Annotated in this window: 13 protein-coding genes and 1 pseudogene; 7 read left to right on the top strand and 7 right to left on the bottom strand. The window is 62.4% G+C overall.

From position 1 onward, the window contains the following. Nucleotides 1-38 precede the first annotated feature (38 nt). From WA965_RS24200 to WA965_RS24175, 6 genes are all read left to right on the top strand, one after another. Nucleotides 39-380: a DUF3703 domain-containing protein gene (locus tag WA965_RS24200; RefSeq protein WP_526294319.1), complete on the top strand. Its 342-nt coding sequence runs from the start codon at nt 39-41 to the stop codon at nt 378-380. Nucleotides 381-457: 77 nt separating this feature from the next. Continuing rightward, nucleotides 458-958: a hypothetical protein gene (locus tag WA965_RS24195; RefSeq protein ID WP_526294320.1), complete on the top strand. Its 501-nt coding sequence runs from the start codon at nt 458-460 to the stop codon at nt 956-958. A 1,666-nt stretch (nt 959-2,624) separates the two neighbouring features. Beyond that, nucleotides 2,625-3,428, top strand: coding sequence for a hypothetical protein (locus WA965_RS24190; protein WP_526294321.1), 804 nt, complete (start codon nt 2,625-2,627; stop codon nt 3,426-3,428). 44 nt (nt 3,429-3,472) lie between these two features. Further along, nucleotides 3,473-3,898, top strand: coding sequence for a type II CBASS E2 protein (locus WA965_RS24185; protein WP_526294322.1), 426 nt, complete (start codon nt 3,473-3,475; stop codon nt 3,896-3,898). Continuing rightward, entirely contained in the window at nt 3,895-4,644 is a 750-nt protein-coding gene (locus tag WA965_RS24180) for a hypothetical protein (protein WP_526294323.1), read from the top strand. The genes WA965_RS24185 and WA965_RS24180 overlap by 4 nt, the downstream gene beginning before the upstream one ends. Before the next feature lie 760 nt (nt 4,645-5,404). Continuing rightward, the gene (locus WA965_RS24175; protein ID WP_526294324.1) at nt 5,405-5,596 is read left to right on the top strand and encodes a ribosome modulation factor; all 192 of its coding nucleotides are present in this window, start codon (nt 5,405-5,407) and stop codon (nt 5,594-5,596) included. Between the two features lie 107 nt (nt 5,597-5,703). On the opposite strand, the gene WA965_RS24170 is transcribed toward WA965_RS24175, so the two are convergent. Continuing rightward, entirely contained in the window at nt 5,704-6,303 is a 600-nt protein-coding gene (locus WA965_RS24170; RefSeq protein ID WP_526294325.1) for an HNH endonuclease domain-containing protein, read from the bottom strand. A 146-nt stretch (nt 6,304-6,449) separates the two neighbouring features. Here WA965_RS24170 and WA965_RS24165 point away from each other — a divergent pair. Next, nucleotides 6,450-6,533: pseudogene (locus WA965_RS24165) on the top strand (pentapeptide repeat-containing protein); the annotation flags it as partial. Between the two features lie 331 nt (nt 6,534-6,864). Here the strand turns inward: WA965_RS24165 and WA965_RS24160 are convergent. The 6 genes from WA965_RS24160 to WA965_RS24135 form a co-directional block, all read right to left on the bottom strand. Then, nucleotides 6,865-7,902: a hypothetical protein gene (locus WA965_RS24160; RefSeq protein ID WP_526294326.1), complete on the bottom strand. Its 1,038-nt coding sequence runs from the start codon at nt 7,900-7,902 to the stop codon at nt 6,865-6,867. A gap of 190 nt (nt 7,903-8,092) precedes the next feature. Continuing rightward, nucleotides 8,093-8,227, bottom strand: coding sequence for a hypothetical protein (locus WA965_RS24155; protein ID WP_526294327.1), 135 nt, complete (start codon nt 8,225-8,227; stop codon nt 8,093-8,095). 677 nt (nt 8,228-8,904) lie between these two features. Continuing rightward, nucleotides 8,905-9,351 carry a nuclear transport factor 2 family protein gene (locus tag WA965_RS24150; protein WP_526294328.1) on the bottom strand — a complete coding sequence of 149 codons (447 nt, stop codon included), beginning with the start codon at nt 9,349-9,351 and terminating at the stop codon, nt 8,905-8,907. Nucleotides 9,352-9,387: 36 nt separating this feature from the next. Continuing rightward, nucleotides 9,388-10,053: a GNAT family N-acetyltransferase gene (locus WA965_RS24145; RefSeq protein ID WP_526294329.1), complete on the bottom strand. Its 666-nt coding sequence runs from the start codon at nt 10,051-10,053 to the stop codon at nt 9,388-9,390. Between the two features lie 55 nt (nt 10,054-10,108). Beyond that, nucleotides 10,109-12,043 (bottom strand): molecular chaperone HtpG, encoded by a 1,935-nt coding sequence (gene htpG, locus WA965_RS24140; RefSeq protein ID WP_526294330.1) that lies wholly within the window; start codon nt 12,041-12,043, stop codon nt 10,109-10,111. Between the two features lie 290 nt (nt 12,044-12,333). Beyond that, the coding region (locus tag WA965_RS24135) for an MFS transporter (RefSeq protein ID WP_526448154.1) at nt 12,334-13,236 on the bottom strand (903 nt) is incomplete at its 5' end.

Here is a 13,236-nt window from a genome sequence, read left to right as displayed (position 1 = left end):
ATAGCCGACCGCTTATCCGCACGACAGGAGTCGACTCGATGCCACGAAGAAGCGAGCGTGCCCGGCGGGTCTATCGAGGTGAGATGACCGCTGCGAAATATGCGACCGACCCCTCGGGGAGGTGGCGGCATCTGGAGCGCGCACACATTGTCTCGCAACCGGATCCGTGGCTGCACACCTGCAACCACGCTGCGATGCTTGCGTTGGCGCTACGCCAGCACGACCGCCGCGAAGCCATAGGCCAAGTCCTGCGCCTGATGGTCGCCGCCCCTGGCTCACTGACCGGCCGCTATCCCGTCGGCAACACTGGTCGGGTCGACGCGGGGCTGATGACACCCATGCCCATTGCCGACGACCTCGCCGCCCTCACCAACAGATGAAACCGGCGGCGCCCCTTACGAGACGCCTTGCGGAACGACCCCGCTGGGCTGTCGCGGCCGCAACGGGGATCACCGCAGTGACGCTGGGCCTGGGATGGTGGGCCTTCGACCTGCTGACAATGACGATCTTCACCGCCGGATTTGCCGGCGGCCTCCTGCTGTGGCTGTTCTTCCCCGCCGGCGGGCTCTGGGCAGATATCCGAATGCCATTCTGGATTGCGTTGAGCCTCTTCCTACTTCACCGCGTCGAAGAAAAGCAGATGGAGTTCTTCGCGTTTCTGGCGACGGTTACCGGAACCTCCAAACCCTCCCCGACATCCTTGCCAGTCCTGCTGCTCGTCGCGGTGTCGGTTGGCGCTTGGCTGCTGACACCCATCCTGATGCGCCGCAACCACCCCCTAGGTCGTTATCTGGGCTGGACATTTTTCGCATCCATGGGTCTGACCGAACTCGCTCACTTCGTTGTCTTTTCCTGGTTGAATCCCAGCGGGGTCACTGCCTACGTCCCTGGAATGTGGACCGTCCTCGCTCTCGCCCCCGTCGCATGGTGGGGCATGTGGCGACTTGTTCGCGGCTAACGGACGGGCGTCTCGACTACCCGAAAACGACATATCGAGGCTCGCGTCTCCGCACCGCGCTTTTCCGGGCAGTGGCCCCGGTAAATGGAAAACCCCGGCTGCGAGTCACTGCTGAACAGGAGAGGCACACTGCCGGGGAATACCACCCAAGGATACATGACCCGTGCAACATACTCTGCGTGGATGAATTGGGACGCGTGCTGCGACAAGGGCGCCGCACTCCCGCCTGAACTCGACGCCTATTGAACACGTTTCTCGACGCAGCCGCAAACGACCTGGTCGTCGCTCGGGCGCTGTAGGTGTGCAACCGTGATCTTTCGGCGGCATCTTTCGCAGACATCGCGATCGTAGAGATCCCTATGCGCAACGCAAGGCTGCCACCCCGGCGGCGCGTTGGGGCGATCGCTGATACGCAGACGGTCCCGTACTTGACGCGCGTCGTGCCAAGCAGTTGGAGCAGGCATGGGAGCGCATCCCCGGCACCCAGCGGGAGAATCGTCGAACCAACCGAGCGGTAACCGGGCGTTTGGTCGCAAATTGCGTGTTCGGGTTCTGGGCGAACCTGCTCGACCAAGGTGGAACGACTGGGCTGCCTGCGCCACGCGATCAGGCTGACTATGGAGTGAGGGGGAGCAGGCGCTGCGGAAGGCATTCAAAGGTGTGTCGCGCAGAAGCACACTCGGAAGTGTTCGTAATCCTCAATGCCATCCGCGCCGCTTGCATCGCCGCGCTCTCCGGCGTGACAACGACGGCCGTGGGTCAACAACTCCCGCCATCGACATCGGTCCTGCACCCACACTCGACGACCCCTGTTGTGGTCCCCAGCGGGCCGACGCCGCCTTCGGCCACTAGAGCAAATCTTCTCAGGCGGCTGTGACTTTGACGAAGACACAGCGCCGTTCGCCGGCATCAGCGATCCCGATCGGATCGGTGTTTTATGGCGCGCCACGTTCTTTTACCCGCGGCCATCACATGGTCGCGGGGGTGGGGCGGCGTGCGATCATTGTGAACGGATTTGTGAACGAAACCGTGCGCAACGGGGACGACTGCTTCGACACGGCGTGACATGCGAGACGCCAAATCCCTGCCGACCTGCACGTCAGCGACGTGAGTAGAAGTGCAAGACCGCGACTGACCGGCTCATAACCCAGAGGTCATAGAGTCGAATCTTGTGCTCGCTACGCCCGCCAGGTCGAAATGGGGCACCGGAATCTCTTGTTGAGGCACATTGAAGATCGCCGACGGGCTGAACGCTGAGGCGCGTGAACCCTTGGCAGGTCTGCCGCAAAGTTTGAGCCGGCGGGGGCGCTATGGCCAGTTGCTGTCGGTATGCGGAGGTAGATTTAGTGACGTCGGTGTAATTCGCGGGCTTTCGCCCACCCGGGGTTGCACGCCCAGGCAGTACGCAGACGAGAGGCCACTCGTGAGATACACAGCCCAGATCCTTGACGACGTTCGTAAGCAGCTGGCGCCTGATGACCTTGTAATCAAAGAGGCCCGTGACCGTCGAGACGCTGTTAAGAACGCAGCGAGCTCGTTCGCCGGCGTAATTCGGTCATACAACTCAGGGTCACTTGCGCACGGCACCGCCAATTGCCCTATCCATCATCGTGACAACGGCATGGATGCGGACTGCGGAGTGGTCCTTGACCGTAGGACTCACTACATGTTGGGTCCGGATTCGCTCGTCCACGACGGGCCAGACGCGATTGTGGATCAGGTAATGAGCCACATTCGACCACGTATCGTCGACGAGTTTCCTCGGGCGAAGCTGTCCGTGACCAAACGGGCCATCCTGGTTGAGATGAATCAACCCTTCAACACCGGCGAAGACCCGACCGTCGACTTGATCGTTGGGCTTGAACGGCAGGGGATCGGTCTTTGGATTCCTAACTCCGAACAGCACCGATGGGATTCATCCCACCCTGAGAAGCATACCGAGATGCTAACTGCCGAACCAAAATCACTTCGGGTGACTCGTGCGCGTGCGATCCGCCTGGCTAAAGCCGAGAACAAGCGGGAGACGCCGCCGCTGTGCTCCTTCAACATCGAGGCGTTGGCGCTGATGTTCGTCGATCCGGGGGACAGCGAGCCGGAAGCGCTGCTTTCACTATGGAGGCGAGGCGCGAAAGATCTCGCTGTACGGCTGACACCTGATCCGGCTGGAGTTTCAGCGCCAATCAAGGTCGCCGACCGGGACTACGCAGTGGCGAGACTTTCTTATGCGTCCGACCGACTTCAATGCGCTCTCGACAACGACGAAAACGAAATGCTTGTGCGAAGCAGCCTCCAGAAGCTCTGGCCTGACTTCGTCGCATCGACACCAACCGAAACCACGAAGGCTCGAACGGCCGCGCGACTCAAAGCCGGTCAACCGCTCGGTGTCACTTCAGTTGGCACGCTTTCAGCTGTGGGTGGTGCGCCACTGAAGTCGCCACGCTCTTTCGGTGAGGGAGCACGGCAAGATTGAGATACCGGGGCACCCCAGCGCGGCCATGGAACTGGCTTCAGGACATGCCCAGGCGCGCCCGCATCGAGGCGGGAGCGCGGCACGCATACGCCCACTTTCGATCCAAGCGCCTTCGAAACGACAGAGGGACGAGCACCAGATACAGCGCCGAAGTTACCGTCCCTGGCTACGAGAGTCGCCTCGTTACAATCGAATTTGAGCACAAGTTACCCCAGAGCCCGCGAATCTTCGCTGATGGCCCATCGGGGTATGAAGACTCGCCACACCGTTATCCAACCAGAGGGCGTACACGACTTTGTATCTGGTACCCGTCGGACCCTCCCGATCGCATCTGGGTTCCAGATGACGGGCTCCTCGCCTTGTTCGGCATGGCCGCCGAGCATCTTTTCAAAGAGGCATGGTGGCGCGAGAATGGCGAGTGGTTGGGCGAGGAGCACCCCCACGACCCTGACGAGAAGGTTTCGGAATGACAGCGCCTCATGAGCCGACCCGGCCTTCTGAGTTGACCAGCCAGTCCACCGATACCGAGGACACGCCGTCCGAGTCATCAACCACAACTGCCGACACTGGGTCTCCGAATCCGGATCAAACAACTGTCGGTATTTCAACCACAACGCTGGCCCCGCCGACACCGGCACCCGGGTCTCAAGCCGGCGTAGGTAGCGGTGGAGTCGACGTGCTAGTCACCGCAATCTTCTCTGGGGCGGTCTTGGCGGCTCTGCTCACTTCAACTATCAACATCTTGCTCGCTCGACGCAAAAGCCTGGAGGAGGAGCGGGCGAGGTTGCGGGATACGTTCGCAGAAGCCTTCGAAGCCGTCGTTCGTTATAAGGAAATGCCCTATGCGATTAGGCGCAGAAATAAGGATGCTCCTGGAGCCGAGCGGGTCCGACTCGTGGAAGAGATGCGCGAGATCCAAGCAAAGCTCTCCTATTTCCAAATGTGGACTGCCGGAGAGTCAGTTGCCGTTGGCGACTCGTACGTGACGCTAGTCCAAAACTTGCGACGTACGGCTGGTAAGGCATGTCACGATGCCTGGATTGCTGATCCAATCTCGCACGATCTGCAAATGAACATCGGACCTGATCTCATAGACCTGCGTGAAATGGAGCAATTCGAGAAGGCCTACATCAAGGCTTCGCAAGACCACCTCGACGGCTTCCTCCGCTTTCACCGATTGTTCAAGCCAGTCCATCCGAAGCATGCGAAGCAATAAATGCCGAGTCCCCATTGCCCCGGCATGTGCGAGTCGCCGATCAACGTCTCCGAACTGACCCATCTCGGACGTGCAACCCCGCTTATCAGCGCGTCGACTTCCAGGTTAGTGTCAACGAGGGCGCATACCGCTTTGTCGACGTCCCCGGTTGGCAACTGTCCGTGCGGGTCGTCGCGAGTCGTGGCGGTCATCGACAGCTAGGCGGTTCCGAAAATGTGAGCGTTGCTCAGTCTTACGCTTGCTAGCAAACAGAAAAGTAGCGCTACGGCAACTTAGGTCGCGTACTTACGCGAAGAATCCAGGGCGGGTCACTGGGACCGCTCGGATCGAGTCCCGCCGAAGCCACGGTGTCCCAACAGTGTCCCAAGACATGCTGAAACAACCTAGAGGTAGCGGTATAACTGAGACACAAATAAGCCTCTGAACTGCACAGATGGGACACTTCGACGCAGCATATGACACCCTTCAGCTCCCTGGGGGTCAAGTGGTCGCAGGTTCAAATCCTGTCAGCCCGACGCAGGTCAGAGGCACTTTCCGAGCTTTCGGAAGGTGTCTTTTTCCATGCCGTACCGCCTTCGCATACCGCCTTCACAACCCCCGCCGGCCGTGCCTCGGCTGTCTGCGCGTCAACTGTTCGACCGCGACCTCGACACCACCTGGTGATTCCGCCGACCTGGCTCGAAGGCCGGCGTCGTGGTCCTGGTCCTCGTCGTCGGCGTGGGTCCGACGTTCTGGGCGCGCGTGCCTGCATAATGGCCCGGTGTCGAAGCGCGCCGAATACATGTACGCGTGGTACTCGGGCTCGCTGGCTGAACCGGGCGACCGCAACCCGTACGCCGGCGGCGAATCGCTGGTGCTGCCGCAACTGTGGCTTCGCGGGTACATGCGGATGCTGCGGGTGAGGGCCGAGACGGGGCAAGCGATGGCGCGGTACCGCGGAGAACGCCCGTGAATCGTTCTTCGCCAAATCGCAGCTATCACATGCTCAAAACACGCGACGCGCCTGCCGTTACCCGTTCACGGTCGACGCTTGCCTGGCGTAGATCGCGATTCGACCGGTTAGTCATCCGCTTCTAGCGCCGCCTTGGTGGCGGTAAGCCATTGTCGGACGTAGCCACGGTGGGGCTCAGCTGAGTCCTCCTCCAACACGGTTGGGTTTACCGCGAGATAGTCGACCAACCACCGCGACAACCCGTCCCACTCCTCCATAGAGCCACGCGGATGCAGCTTGCAATCGAGTTCTTCCACCGTCCACTGGGCCTTGGCCTGATTGCTCAGCATCGACGCTGTGACCCGGTTCGACTCGTCGTCACTCCCACTTCGGCTGACGGGCACGAGATGATCGACCGTCGGGAACAACTCCCAGAAAGCGATGTGCGTCTCTGAGAGCTTCCCGTTCGGATGTGTCGGGAAGTCGTCCCCGAGCACAACGTGAAGGAGGCGGAGAACGCCGGGGTTAATGAGTCGGTTGCCCGTGTAGCGGTCGATAGAGCCATCACGCTTGAACAGCTTCATCGACTGACCCTTCGAGTACCGGCGGACGATCTTCTCTACCGGCACGAATGGATAGCGCGACCGAAGGGTCTCTCTGGCAGAACCAGCGTCCCCGACACGAAGAGCAGCGCATACATCGGCCAGCACCCCTGCATTTGCGTCCACTCGTACACCTCCTGGCTACTTGACCTCGCCCACTGCCGAACCGGATCGGCAGAACGACAAGCAGGTTGGACAGACCATCGTGAGCGTAATTGCAGCACACCTTCAAATCGGAACTGACGAGGTAACTCGCTGGTCCACGTTCACCTTCGCTCCAGGGGGCTCACCTGGAGGACGCAAACTTCGACAACGCAATCTTCAGCGGGGAGACTGGCCCACCAGTCGTTGTCTGATCGAGATACCGGCCCCGTGCGCAAGAGTTTTCTTCGTCTAGTCGTTGCTACCTCAACGGCAAGAGCGTCAAGTTCGCCACGACGTTCGCCGGTGATCGACGTCGAGGAGTGTCCGAGCAGCATGGCGACCTTGGCGATGTGCTTGCCGCGCGAAGCGTGCCGACCGTTTGCGCGGGCGCAAGTCGTTCTGAGACAGTCGATTACGGTCCCTCCAGCAGACTGTGGAGCGACGAAATTGGCCGGATCGACAGAAGGGAACCATTCAGCCACGACGACGGCGACTGGGCGTTCTTCGACGACACGGAGGGCTCGTCGAGCTGACGCCAACCCTCTAGTCGTTGGCCTCGGTGCCGGGATCGTTCGCCTCATCGGTCGGAGCGGGTGACGACTGCTCGTCGTCGTCTGCGAGGTCCGGATCCGGAGGACTCTGTTCCTGCGCGGGTGCGGGTTCTTCTTCCTCGACGAGATCGTCGACTTCTTCCCCGGGCAGTTCATCCCCGGAGGCGTCTTCCCCAGGCACGCCTTCATCGGAGACGTCTTCCCCGGGCACGCCTTCTTCGGACACGTCTTCCTCGAGCGCTTCTGCCACGGGCACCTCGGACGTCGGCAGGTCAAGTTCCTCCACCACTGCGGTCTTCTCCTCCAGCACGGCCTCGTCCTGAGAAGGTAACTGCTTTTGCACTGCAACAGGTTCCGTCTCCGGGTCGGCACTCAACATCATGGTCTGCGCCTCAGCACCGGACCACTCGTTGATCGCCGACGGCGGAAACTGCGAAAACGGCGTGATCGCCCTGCCCATGTTGTGGTCCAGGCGGATCAAAAGGGTGATGAGACCTGAACTAAAAGGACGAGCGAACCTAGGAGTCAGCAGCCCGGGAAGGTTGTCGATGGAGCCGAATGAAGTCCCAGGTACACCGTTGAGCACACCGTCGATGATGCGGGCCGGGATGTTGATGACGGCATTGACGAGCCCGATCACGTCGAAGGTGGTGATCGCCTCGAACACGTCGGCGATCGCGAGACCTGTTGCGGCGATGCCGTTCAACACTGGGCCGATCGCGGCGCCGAACAGATTTTCGGGGAGTCCACCATAGATTTCGTAGAGAAGTCCCCCCGTGCTCAGCACGATGCTCCTCAACGGTTGCAGGACGATACGGGCCACGGAGACGAGGAATTCGTCGGACCTGCCGAACTGCAATGCGGTGACGGCGTCCTCGAACGCCTGCGCATAGTTCTCGAGGGTCGCTCCGATGATCGGGAAGGGTTCGCTGAAGTAGTCCTCGAACTGGGCGTCCACATTCGCCAGCGTTGTCTCAAGAACCTGCGGGTAGAGCTGTAGCGGGCTCGGGATCGCGGCGAGCTGCACCACTGGGCTGGCCACCACCGACGCCGTGGGCGGGGGGCTGATGGGTGAGACGGTGATGACGCTGGCCCCCACCAGTGCGATACCCGCGCTCAGAGACGGCCGTACAGCTGTCAACACTAAGTCCCCCCTCGGCGGCGACGCAGTGACGCCTCTCAACCACTAGAAAGTAACTGGCGAACGCAACCCGGAGCAATCAGGGGATTCCCTTGACCTCACCCGTCGGAGCCGGTGACACGGGTCCAGAATTCTCCCGCGGCATGTCGCCTTCGTCGGTCAGTATCCCCGGCAGGTATGCGCCGTCACGAAGTTCCTCAGAGGCGATCGTCACGTAATTCCCATGTTCGGGTGCTTCGGTGGTGAGGTGGCGAAGTTCGGGGCAGTGTCAGAGTTGGCAAAACGGTGTTATCTTTGCTGAATCTGGGGGATCAGGGACTTTTTCAGCGGGGGCCGCATGTCAGCAATGTCACGAAGATCAGCGCACTGTTTCGCTGCGGGGGTAACCGTCGCAGGCGCCATCCTGGCGTACGTACCGATGGCGAGCGCACAGCCATTCTGGGATTGCGGCCCGCTAGCGCCGGAAGACCCGCCGCGGACCGCCGAACACCAGCAAGCTTGCGATCAGCAACAGCAGCAGCCCGGTATGCCCGAGCTTCCTGACCTTCCAGACAACAATCCGCAACAGGCCCCGCCGGCGCCGCCCGAAAGCAACAACCCCAACGGCGTCGACCTCGCAGATACGGATTGCTGGGTCGTCAACGGCGTTCCGACCATGTGGTCGCCGGGATTATCAACCCCTCCAGGGCAACAATCGTGGCCGTGCTATTACGTCTACGGGTTGACGCCGAAGCCACGCTGACCCGCGGAATACGGCCGATCTGCCCCGGCCGCGTTCGTGGTGCCCCAAGGGACACCATTGTCGGGGTTTCGGCACGCTCAAAACGGTTGGGACGCTTCATCAAAACTCGGTGACCACCGCCGGAGTGGATGCCACGGTCACCGACCTCTTCATCGTTCGTCGCCCACATCCAGACCCGGCGCCGGCGCGCCGAGTGCCGCCGCCTGGGCCAGTGTCACGTCCGGCATCAACCGGGCCAGCAAGGGCACCCGATCGCCATATGCGCGGCCACGCAGGACGCGGTCGGCGCGCAGGGTGACGCAGTAGACCGTGCCCCACTCGAGTCGCTCGCCGCCGCCGGGTCGACCGCTGTTGCGCGCCTCGACGAACACCGTGCCGTCACGTTCGGCCCACTCGGCGATCTCGAAGCGGAACTCCGGCACCCCGGCGAGGTAGGTGGTCATGTAGGCCCGAACCTGGTTGTGCCCTAGCGGCGCCGTCATGCCGGGGTGCAGCACGGTGCCATCGACGGGATCGAAGAGATCTTCGTACTTGTCCGGATCCGGTGCAGCACCGAAATCGGCGAACCGCTGGAGGAAATTCTGCACGTCGGTCATGACAGCCTCAGTCGAGTGGCGAGGGGATAGCGGGCGTTACGTCGGCTCGGATCCAGGCGCGCGGACGACCATCGGCACGGCGGGAAAGTACCTCGCCATCTCCGAGCGCGACCGCCGGAGCGCGGCCGTTCCGTAGCCCTTCTGCCGATGTTCGGGGTGTATCCAGACCCTGACGTTCACCTCGCCGCGCTCGAGTTCGCCGAACACCATCCCGACCTTCACCGTCTCCACCACCGCGACGAACCACGCGGCATCCTCCTGGCTGATGCGGCGCTGTGCGAATCGGATTTCGTCGTCGATCGGTTGCGCGGGCTGACCGGAACCGTCGCCGGCGGCACCAACCTCTTCCAACCTGGCGGCAAAGATGTCCCGGTCCGGATCACCGGCGAACGGGCGCAGAGTCACGCTGTCATCCGAGCTTGCCGGGCGCTCGTTCAGTGTGAATGTCAGCTGACTGTTGAGGTCGTCGAGTTCTGCGGCGATCCTGCGGCGCGAGTCCTTGGTCAGCTGATCGAACGCCATGCTCATCACCGCCTCCGCACCCCTGGTCGACGTGTTCAGCAGCGCAGCGATCGCCGCGACCGCGGTGGTCCTGTCGTCGGACTCCACGATCAGGTCGAGAACCTCATGGCGACGATTCAGCGCGGACAGCAGCGCATCGGCGATTTCACGACGGGCCGCCGTCTGATCCTGATCGGTCATTGCCCCAGCTTAGTTCTGCGGACCGTCTCAGACCGGCTACCGGCTGATCTGGTTGTCAGACCGTCCGGGCCAGCCGGTCCGCGAGCAGTGCAGCGAATCTGGCCGGATCGTCGGGCGTGCCGCCTTCGGCGAGAACAGCTGTGCCATAGAGCAATTCGGCGGTTTCGATGAGTGACTGGTCGTCGCTTCGGTCTACAGCGGCTTGGCGCAATCCGGTCACCAGCGGATGGTTCGGATTGAGTTCGAGAATCCGCTTCCCGACCGGAACCTCCTGTCCAGAGGCTTTGTAGATACGCGCGAGCGCCGGGGTGATACCGAAGGTATCGGTGATCAGACATGCCGGTGATTCGGTGAGTCGGGTGGAGAGGCGCACCTCCTTGACGTGCTCGGCCAAGGTCTGCTGCAACCAGGTCAACAGTTCGGCGAACTCCTTCTGCTGTTCCTCACGCTCGGCGCTGTCGGGATCCCGATCGGAATCGAGGTCCACCTCGCCCCTGGCCACCGACTGGAGTGGCTTGCCGTCGAACTCGGTGATCGTTCCCACCCAGACCTCGTCGACGGGGTCGGTGAGAAGTAGGACTTCGTAACCTTTGGCCTTGAACGCCTCGAGGTGCGGCGACTTCAGGAGCTGCTGCCGCGTTTCGCCGGTCGCAAAGTAGATCTGCTCCTGCCCATCCTTCATTCGGGAGACGTAGTCGGCGAGGGTGGTGGGTTCGTCCTCGCTGTGTGTCGAGGCGAACGACGAGATGTGCAGCAGGGTGTCCTGGTTGTCGCGGTCCGACAGCAGCCCTTCTTTGAGCACTGGTCCGAACTGGGTCCAGAACGTCAGGTAGTCCTCGGGGCGCTCGGATTGCAGTTCTTTGATCGTGGAAAGCACCTTTTTGGTGAGACGGCGACGGATCGCCTTGACCTGCCGGTCTTGTTGCAGGATTTCGCGGGAGACGTTGAGTGACATGTCCTGTGCGTCGACCACACCCTTGACGAATCGCAGGTACTCGGGCATCAACTGGTCGCAGTCGTCCATGATGAAGACGCGTTTGACGTACAGCTGAATCCCGATGCCGTCGCGGTTGAACAGGTCGAACGGGGCGTGCGACGGGATGAAGAGCAGGGCCTGGTATTCGAAGGTTCCCTCGGCCTTCATCGGGATGATCTCGAGCGGCTCGTCCCACGCGTGGGCGATGTGCTTGTAGAACTCGTGGTATTCCTCGTCGGAGACGTCGTCTCTGGATCTGGCCCACAGCGCCTTCATCGAATTCAGCGTCTCGGTTTCGGTGGTCACGACCACCTCACCGCCGTCCTCTTCGGGCGGTGTGCGTCGCTCGACGTTCATCCGGATAGGCCAGGCGATGAAGTCGGAGTACTTCTTGACCAGCTCCCTGATCTTCGCCTCCGAGGTGTAGTCGTGCAGCTCGTCCTCGGCGTCTTCAGGCTTGAGGTGCAGCGTGACCGCTGTGCCTTGCGGGGATTCACCAACGGTCGAGTCGACTGTTTCGATCGTGTAGGTGCCCTGTCCGCTGGATTCCCAGCGCGTCGCCTCGCTCTCGCCGGCCTTTCGGGTGAGCAATTCGACGGTGTCGGCGGCCATGAACGTCGAGTAGAAGCCGATGCCGAATTGGCCGATCAGTTCCTGGGACGCGTCCGCGTTCTGTGCCTCGCGCAACTGTTCGCGCAGTTCAGCGGTGCCCGATTTGGCCAGCGTGCCGATGAGCCCGACAACCTCGTCCCGCGTCATGCCGATTCCGTTGTCGCGAACAGTCAGCGTGCGTGCCGCCTTGTCCACCTCGATCTCGATGCGTAGGTCGGACGTGTCGACGTCGAGGTCCTTGTTCCGGAACGCCTCGATGCGCAACTTGTCCAGGGCGTCGGACGCGTTGGAGATCAGCTCCCGCAGGAACGAGTCCTTGTTGGAGTAGATCGAATGGACCATCAGATCGAGCAGTTGGCGCGCTTCGGCCTGAAACTCCATCTGTTCGACATGCGCGTTCATAAATTTCCGTTCCTCCGCACAGAGCTTGTTGCGAATACCCGGCCAGATAATACAAAGCGCGTGGCCGGCGATGCTTCGGGAAATCGTCTCCGGTCTCCGGGCGCGCCAGAAAGCGTATGGCGCGCCATTTCACAGCCCTGATTCCAGGTGTGCGAGCCGCCTAGGCGCATCACCGCATTGGCTGGTGCGGCACAGGCGCAGGTCAGCGGGTCGGCGGCCACCAGGAAACGCGCGAGCACTACTCGGGATCAGGTGGTCGCGAGTTCAAATCCTTTCAATCTGAACAGAGTTCAGCGGCGGTATCCCGACGATCCGTGCAGCACCAGCACCATCCCACTGAGCAGTGACACCGCGGCGGTGACGACGAGCAGTGCCCCCAGGCCAAGGCCCGGGATTACCGCGCCGGCGAGGGCCGGCGCTGCGACCGAGCTGACGGCGCCCACGACCAGACAACCCGTGAACGCCGCGCCTGCGCGGTCGGGCAGCAGCTCGGCGGTCCAGACCGCGAGCACGGCCGACCCGGTCATGTACCCCACACCGAAGATGCACGCTGAGGCCGCCGTCGCGGCCAGGGAGTGGCTCGCAAGCCCCAGGAGCGCCAGCGCCGCGGCCACCGTCAGGAGGGACAGCGCCGCGACCCTGGCGCTGCCTAGTCGCTGCACGGCGGCCCCGGTCGCCAAGCCCGCCAGGCCGGTGACGCCGATGGCCGCGTACAGCGCTGGCACGGCTGCCGCTGGAAGGGCGCCGCGGTCGAGGACGTCCGCGGCGTAGGTGAAGTAGATGACGACGACCGCGAAGTACACCACGGAGTAGGCGGCCGGGATCCGCAGCGTTCTCGCCATCGAGAGGGCACTGCCCCGTCCTTCCGCGCGTGCGGGCGGCTGGGTTCGCGGCACCAGTCGGAGGTTCACGATGGCGGCGGCCACGGCAGCGAGGGCGATGCCGACCCAGACCAGACGCCACGAGCCCAGCACAGCAAGAATTGCCAGGCCACCCAGCAGGATGAGTCCGCCGCTGGTGCCGGTCGTGATGATCGCCAGCGCTCTGGGCTGCTGTCGCAGGGACACCGTCCGCGTCACGATGTCGGAGTAGGGCGCCCAGACCCAACCGCCTGCGCCGCCGGCCAGGACAGCGCCGACGGCAAGCACCCACGGGGACTGCGCCACCGTCACGATCACCGCCCCCAGAGCGCC

The organism is Mycobacterium sp. (assembly GCF_049683935.1).
Lineage (GTDB): Bacteria > Actinomycetota > Actinomycetes > Mycobacteriales > Mycobacteriaceae > Mycobacterium.
Note: the sequence above shows the minus strand (reverse complement) of the source record. Positions and strands in the feature narration are given on the sequence as shown.

Coding starts and splice junctions, on each gene's coding strand:
- WA965_RS24200 (WP_526294319.1), top strand. CDS start 39: ATGCCACGAAGAAGCGAGCGTGCCCGGCGGGTCTATCGAGGTGAGATG.
- WA965_RS24190 (WP_526294321.1), top strand. CDS start 2,625: ATGTTGGGTCCGGATTCGCTCGTCCACGACGGGCCAGACGCGATTGTG.
- WA965_RS24185 (WP_526294322.1), top strand. CDS start 3,473: ATGCCCAGGCGCGCCCGCATCGAGGCGGGAGCGCGGCACGCATACGCC.
- WA965_RS24180 (WP_526294323.1), top strand. CDS start 3,895: ATGACAGCGCCTCATGAGCCGACCCGGCCTTCTGAGTTGACCAGCCAG.
- WA965_RS24150 (WP_526294328.1), bottom strand. CDS start 9,351: ATGACCGACGTGCAGAATTTCCTCCAGCGGTTCGCCGATTTCGGTGCT.
- WA965_RS24145 (WP_526294329.1), bottom strand. CDS start 10,053: ATGACCGATCAGGATCAGACGGCGGCCCGTCGTGAAATCGCCGATGCG.
- htpG (WP_526294330.1), bottom strand. CDS start 12,043: ATGAACGCGCATGTCGAACAGATGGAGTTTCAGGCCGAAGCGCGCCAA.